Here is a 6,875-nt window from a genome sequence, read left to right on the forward strand (position 1 = left end):
AAAATACATTAATTTAGCACCTTTAACGGAAAAGCATGGAAAAACCGATTAAAAATTGGTATGCAGACTGGTTTGACACTCCATTTTATCATATTCTGTATCAGGACCGGGATCATAAAGAAGCCCAACTTTTTATGGACAATCTCACAAAATTTCTCAAACTGCCTGCACAGGCTTCTATTCTTGACCTGGCTTGTGGTAAGGGAAGGCACGCACTATATCTTAACTCCCTTGGCTATGATGTAACCGGGGTGGACCTTTCTGCCAATAGTATTGCCTACGCCAAACAGTATGAAAACCAACGATTACATTTTGACATTCATGACATGTCTGTACCTTATCATACAAAATTTGACGCCGTATTTAATCTGTTTACCAGTTTTGGATACTTTGATAATGAAGAAAACAATCTGAATACTTTAAAAGCCATAAAAGCCAATCTCAAAAAAGGAGGGCATGGGGTGATCGATTTCCTTAATGCACAATATGTAAAGGAGAATCTTATTTCGAAAGAAGAGAAGTTAATAGAAGATATTACATTCCGTATAAAACGGTATGCAGATGAGAAGCATATATATAAAGATATCTCTTTTGAATATGATAACAAGTTATTCTCTTATACTGAAAGAGTAAGGGCATTTGAAATAGATGATTTTAAAAAGCTTTTTAAAACAGCCGGTATCATTTTAAATGACACATTTGGAGATTATCGTTTACAATCTTTTGACGCCAGAAATTCGGAAAGATTAATACTCATATTTGAATGATCAATTACCTGTTACCTATACTGGCCGTACTTTCCGGTTTGTTATTTGTACTGGTGGTAAGACCCGAAAAAAAGGACCACCTCAAGCTCCTGCTTGCCTTTAGCGGTTCTTTTTTACTGGCTCTTACGGTGTTTGATCTGCTTCCTGAAGTTTATGAACACGACTCCGGAAAAAAAACTGGTATTTTCATCATGACGGGTATTTTTCTCCAGGTGTTCCTGGAGTATTTTTCTCATGGTGCAGAGCATGGACACGTGCACCCTCACGTAAAAAGAAGTGGCTTTCCCTGGCTTCTGTTTACCAGTTTAAGTATTCATTCGCTTCTGGAAGGCTTTCCCATGCATGAACACGAAACCCTCGTGTATGGCATTGTAGTTCATAAAGTACCTATAGCTATTATTCTCAGTACTTTTTTTCTGGATATGGGAATGCAACGAAATAAAGTGATCCCTCTTCTGGTGGTTTTTGCCTTGATGACTCCTTTGGGAAGCTTTTTAGCTTTTTATTTTGATATTATGAAAACCTATTATCATGAGATCTCTGCCATCGTAATTGGTATCTTTTTACATATTTCTACGATCATTCTTTTTGAGAGTACCGAAAACCACAGGTATAATATTCGAAAACTGGTTGTTATTTTACTGGGAGTAACAGCCGCCTTTATGCTCTAATAATGTTTAGCAGAGAAGAGTCAAAAAAATTACGCCAGGAATTCTGGATATCTTTTGGAAAATCTTTCCCTAGAAAATGGATATTATACAACACCCGTATCAGGGACTTCTCATTTAAGTTTTACTTTGATACCAAAAAAGCACTTGTTACACTGGATATAGAAGATCCTGACATTGAAATAAGGCATATGTATTTTGACAAAGTATGCTCTTTACGATCCATTTTACTGGAAGACTACCTGCCTGACCTGCTTTTTGAAAAGGCCTGTTACCTGGACAATGGAAAAGAGATATCGCGTATATATGACTTAAAAACAGCGGTTAGCATTCACAATAAAAATACCTGGCAGGAAACGATGGTGTTTTTAAATGACAGGATGTTGAGGTTTGAGGCATTCTTTACGGAATATGAAGATTTTTTAAAGGCCTAAATTACGTCTGTCAGGATAAAAAAGAAATGGGATACACTGCCTCCTAATACAAAAAAGTGCCATATAACGTGATTGTATGGTATTTTCTGAATTACATAAAAAACAACCCCGACCGTGTAAAAAAGTCCGCCAAGCATTAATAACTGTAAACCGTGAGAAGTAGTCTGTGCCATGAGGCCGTTCAGATCAAAGATAATAAGCCAGCCCATAGCCAGATAAAGGAACAAAGAAAGCTTTTCAAATCTACCTGTGTAAAATATCTTTAAGACCGTACCGCCTAAAGCAATAGCCCAAACAATTATAAAAATAAACCATCCGGATCCCTTTTCCAAAGTAATGAGCGCCACCGGCGTATAGGTACCTGCTATTAAAAAGTAAATACTTATATGATCGAGCTTCCGGAAAAGTCGTTTCCATCTTACATGTGTGACTGCATGATAGATAGTAGAAGAAAGATATAACAGAATAACCGATATGGAATATACCACAATACTCATAGTACTGTAAGGTGTCTTTTCACTATCGTTAAACAAGAGAATAAAGAGCCCTGCCATACCGAGAAGTACTCCCAGGCCATGGGATACTGAATTCCATATCTCTTCTCGTTTACTCTGCATAATTTACATACGTTTTCAACACAAACTTAGACGTTTTCGGGTAACTGATACACTATTTTTTCTTTTATTTAGTACTAAAAGCTTCAATCCGGAAAATACCAGAAGGGTATGGTCACTATTTTACGTTCTTTTACTTCACCCAGCCTCACATTTTTTCTCCATATTTCCAATACATGTTTTCCTTTTTTTACAGGCTGCATATCTATAAAGGTTTCAAACCCTATTTGTTTTCTTTTATTGGTAGCAATTACAAATTCGGGTTTAAAATGTAAGGTGTCTATTTTAAAAGTGTACATATCATTTATAGTTTTAAGATAGTTAGGTAATTTTTTATAACGATCTTGTACCGTACCACTGGAAAAAACAGAAAAAATACCCCGATGATCTTCTTCGGGTTTTAAGGTTTCATCAAAATAAAATACATCATCCTCGATATTTTTAGCATATAATACAAACACATTTAGAAAAGGGTCAGTTATTACTTTGGAAGGTATGGAAGCCAGACGTACAAAATCGGTGGGGGCTTCTATTTCATCATTAAATGTTTCTTTACTTGCTGTTTGTGACGAGGATCGCATATCATCAGACAGATAATTTGAAGTACTAAAACCTGTACCATATATCATAATGATACCCAGATATAGCGGTACGATAAACATACTTAACCTGCGACCAAACTTACTATCGAGAAAATTATAGACCATGGGCCTGTATAAGAAAGAGAGTGTAATGTATTTAAACACCCAGTAGAATGGGTAATAAATAAAAGTGGTCCATCTTTTCTTTTTAAGCCAACCCAGTAAAAGAAAATCTATAAAGGTGAGCATACACCCTACGGCCAGAAATAAAATCAAAGGAATTCCAATCCATCTGTGGTAGTTAGTTTCTCCATCACCTTCACCAACCCACATACCTATAACGGTGAATAAAAATGAGATCAACAACAATCCCAACAGATAAAAAACCAGGAGAAAAGTAACAGCAAATATAATACTGCAATATTTTTCCAAAGTGGCTACATAATTGTCAAAAGAGCCTACGCGCCGTAAAAGATGCCTGTTAAATTTTTTGCTATAATTAAGCGCTTCATAATCTATATCTGCCGAAACATATCTGAGGCCTATGGCACCTATCCACAAACCTCTTAAAATTACGTGCAAAATCAGGTTTAAAGTGATAATGAACCAGGAAACCATAAGCCCCTGCCATAAAAATACTGCATACAGGTTATTATTTATCTCGACTTCCAGCAAATGCAGCAGAATAGGTTCTTTCACCAAAAAAAGCCCGTAAATGGCAAATCCTGATATAATTAATTCCAGTTGCCAGCTTTCCTGTTGAAGAATATCAAGCCATTTTTTAAACTTTTGATCTTTGGGATTATTACTCATAAATAATTCTTAAAAGAGTATAAATATAGTTGTAATTTATAAGTTATCAAGAATCAGGTAATTATGTCAACTTTACGTGTTCGGCATGAGCTGGATAGTGTTTACCGAAATTAATTGGTATGTTTAGGGCTTTATTCTTGTTTTGGTTATTAAATCTGTAAATAATTAAAGTATGAAAACAAGAAGTATTGTTTTGTTAGCATGTGTCGTATTATATAGCTCATGTATATTGAGGTCCCTAAATCCTTTTTATACAAAAAATGCTATCGTTTTTGAAAAGTCACTAACCGGAAACTGGGAAGATCAGTCTCATGGAAGGTGGGATATACAGCCTTTTAAACAATGGTTTCTCAAAGAGAATAAAAACAAACTACCTGAAGACCCTGTAGATGTTGAAGCATGGAACACATATAGGGAAGGTTATTTTATTTCATATACAAAAAAAGGAACCGAATCTTTTTTTCTGGCCATTAGTTTTAAGGTAAATGATCAGGTTTTTATTGATTTTATTCCATACTATTATGAGGAAAGTGAAGGAAATGAACTTGTTGCTCAGCATCTGGTAAAAGCGCACTCCGTTGCAAGGCTGAATGTTACAGATGATGAAAAGATAAAAATTGAATGGCTTTCGGAGAAACAGCTAAATGTACTTTTAGAAAAAGAACAAATACAGATGAAGCATGAGATCGTTGGCCCTCTAAAGGAGGTCATACTCACAGCCTCTTCCCAGGAGATATATCAGTTTTTGAAAAAATATAGTGCTTCTTCCAGCGAAAAAGACTGGAAATCGGCAGAAAAACTAACCCTCAAAAGAGTTTATGCCACCCCTTAAAACTTATATAAGCAACCACAACCCATTGATCTTTAATGGGCTGTTGTGGTCAATATCATACATTATCTTATTATTTCTGTTTTCAAAAGGTAAAACACCTTTGAAAATAGATTATGTATATACTTTTACATTTCTGATATCTTTAGTATTACCCATATTAATAGTTATCTATATCCTGATCCCACGATTTTTAAGGAGAGAAAAGTATATCTTATTTACGGTCACATTTTTAATAAACCTCTTGTTGTTCTCACAATTACAGGCTTTGTATTATGAGCCGGTACTCGATATTCTTTTTCCTGATTACTATTTTATTTCTTATACTTCAGGCACACGCCTCATTACCATCTTTAGCATTTTTTTGATCGTCACCACGCTCATCAAACTTTCCGAAGACTGGTTTTACTTCAACAGAAGTGAGAACCTGAAGCTAAAAAAGAAAAACCAGCAGATACAATCGCAATTAACCTCTCTGCGCTCCCAGATCAATCCGCATTTTCTGTTTAATTCGCTCAATGTAATTTATGCCATGGCATTAGAGGAAAAGAAGGAAACTAAAGATGCCATTGTACAACTTTCAGATATATTGCGATATATTATTTATGATACAGATACAAAACGTGTAACTCTAAAGGACGAAATCACCCTGTTACAGAATTATATTGCATTTCAAAAATTCAGAGTTCACGGTTTTGAAAAAGTACAAATACATACAGATATTGCTAATGATGCATATACGCTATACCCCATGTTATTACTGCCCTTAGTTGAAAATAGTTATAAACACGGGCACAGAAATAATCCTGAGGATACCTTTATTACTATACATATACTACAAAAAGGACCTGCGTTCCAGTTTAAAATAGAAAATAGCTATACGAATGATATATCTGAAACCGATAATGAGTATTCAGGCATTGGGCTATACAACGTACAAAAAAACTTAAAGATTGTGTATCCCGACACCCACGAGCTGACAACCTCTAAAACAGAAACTACATTTGCGGTAACCTTAAAAATAGAAACTACTCATGATAATTACATGTATGGTCATTGATGATGAGCCTTCATCTCAACAGGTACTAAGGAAGTTTATAGGAGAGCTTTCATTTCTAAAGCTAGTGCATACATGCAACAATGCGTTGGAAGCCATGACATATCTCAACACAAATACAGATATTGATCTGTTGTTTCTTGATATAAATATGCCAAAAATATCTGGAATAAGCTTTTATAAATCATTACAGGACCCTCCGTATGTTATTTTTACCACTGCTTACTCTCAATATGCGGTAGAGGGTTTTGAAGTAAATGCGATAGATTATTTGCTAAAACCCTTTTCTTTTGATCGTTTTTTTATTGCCGTAAGTAAAGTGTTGAACAAACAAAAAGGTAAACAGGGTAGTAATGACGATCATCATTATATAATGGTTAAGTCTAACAAAACACTCCACAAAATATTTACAAAAGATATTTTTTACCTGGAAGCTCTGGGAGACTATGTAAAAATTTATCTTGAAGATACCTCTGTTATAACCAATAGTACTTTTCAGGGTATATTACATACCATACCCAAAACACATCTTATACGCATACATAAATCATTTGCCATTAACCCTCATAAATTAAATTCTATTTGTGGTAATCGGGTTTTATTGGGTATATATACTGTTCCTATAGGCCAAAAATTTAAAGCTGATTTTTTAAAATACCTTTCATAATACACTTCTGTTATTTCATTTACTAGATACTGTATTTAACTACTTAAATTATTAAAAAAATAGATTACTATCCGTGAGAAAAAAACTATTTACACCTTATAAGCTAATACAAAAACAAATTATTATGATCAAAAAAGTTTTAAAGATTAACGGGGCTGTAGTGCTTACTAAAAAGCAACGTGCTAACGTTTATGGTGGTGAGGGTATAGGTCAGGAGTGTCCTTCCACTCGGGGAATTGGTGTACCGCGAGATCCTTGTACTTCTGATGAGGAATGTTTTAATGTAATACGCAACACAGTGGCTTTTTGTGACTTTGGATGTTGTGTAGCCATGACCTAGTACAAAACAGCATACAACTTTCTATTTCTCTGGTAATAGAATAAAAAAAGCACGTATTGTTATGGATACGTGCTTTTTTAAAGAAGGCGGCGACATACTCTTCCG

General features: G+C 34.8%; 9 protein-coding genes. 7 read left to right on the forward strand and 2 right to left on the reverse strand.

Annotation, left to right across the window (positions count from 1 at the left end; all coding sequences use genetic code 11):
- Window positions 1-35 precede the first annotated feature (35 nt).
- The 3 genes from WAO84_RS15775 to WAO84_RS15785 are packed head-to-tail and all read left to right on the forward strand — an operon-like array spanning window position 36 to window position 1,869.
- On the forward strand, window positions 36-767 hold the full coding sequence (locus WAO84_RS15775) for a class I SAM-dependent methyltransferase (protein WP_340067019.1): 732 nt from the start codon (window positions 36-38) through the stop codon (window positions 765-767).
- Window positions 764-1,438 carry a ZIP family metal transporter gene (locus WAO84_RS15780; protein WP_340067021.1) on the forward strand — a complete coding sequence of 225 codons (675 nt, stop codon included), beginning with the start codon at window positions 764-766 and terminating at the stop codon, window positions 1,436-1,438. Before WAO84_RS15775 ends, WAO84_RS15780 begins: the two co-directional genes overlap by 4 nt.
- A gap of 2 nt (window positions 1,439-1,440) precedes the next feature.
- Entirely contained in the window at window positions 1,441-1,869 is a 429-nt protein-coding gene (locus WAO84_RS15785) for a DUF4268 domain-containing protein (protein ID WP_340067023.1), read from the forward strand.
- Here the strand turns inward: WAO84_RS15785 and trhA are convergent.
- Both trhA and WAO84_RS15795 read right to left on the reverse strand, forming a co-directional pair.
- Window positions 1,866-2,486: a PAQR family membrane homeostasis protein TrhA gene (gene trhA / locus WAO84_RS15790; RefSeq protein WP_340067025.1), complete on the reverse strand. Its 621-nt coding sequence runs from the start codon at window positions 2,484-2,486 to the stop codon at window positions 1,866-1,868. The genes WAO84_RS15785 and trhA overlap by 4 nt on opposite strands.
- Before the next feature lie 83 nt (window positions 2,487-2,569).
- Window positions 2,570-3,877 carry a hypothetical protein gene (locus WAO84_RS15795; protein ID WP_340067026.1) on the reverse strand — a complete coding sequence of 436 codons (1,308 nt, stop codon included), beginning with the start codon at window positions 3,875-3,877 and terminating at the stop codon, window positions 2,570-2,572.
- 172 nt (window positions 3,878-4,049) lie between these two features.
- Between WAO84_RS15795 and WAO84_RS15800 the strand changes: the two genes are divergently transcribed.
- From WAO84_RS15800 to WAO84_RS15815, 4 genes are all read left to right on the forward strand, one after another.
- Window positions 4,050-4,709, forward strand: a complete 660-nt coding sequence (locus WAO84_RS15800) for a hypothetical protein (protein WP_340067027.1) — start codon at window positions 4,050-4,052, stop codon at window positions 4,707-4,709.
- A 100-nt stretch (window positions 4,710-4,809) separates the two neighbouring features.
- Complete coding sequence (locus tag WAO84_RS15805; protein WP_340067028.1) at window positions 4,810-5,766, forward strand: sensor histidine kinase; 957 nt, start codon at window positions 4,810-4,812, stop codon at window positions 5,764-5,766.
- Window positions 5,741-6,430 carry a LytR/AlgR family response regulator transcription factor gene (locus WAO84_RS15810; protein ID WP_340067029.1) on the forward strand — a complete coding sequence of 230 codons (690 nt, stop codon included), beginning with the start codon at window positions 5,741-5,743 and terminating at the stop codon, window positions 6,428-6,430. The genes WAO84_RS15805 and WAO84_RS15810 overlap by 26 nt, the downstream gene beginning before the upstream one ends.
- 124 nt (window positions 6,431-6,554) lie before the next feature.
- Window positions 6,555-6,770: a hypothetical protein gene (locus WAO84_RS15815; RefSeq protein WP_340067030.1), complete on the forward strand. Its 216-nt coding sequence runs from the start codon at window positions 6,555-6,557 to the stop codon at window positions 6,768-6,770.
- Window positions 6,771-6,875 lie beyond the last annotated feature (105 nt).

The organism is Ascidiimonas aurantiaca (genome assembly GCF_037646345.1).
In the GTDB taxonomy this organism is placed as follows: Bacteria; Bacteroidota; Bacteroidia; order Flavobacteriales; family Flavobacteriaceae; genus Ascidiimonas; species Ascidiimonas aurantiaca.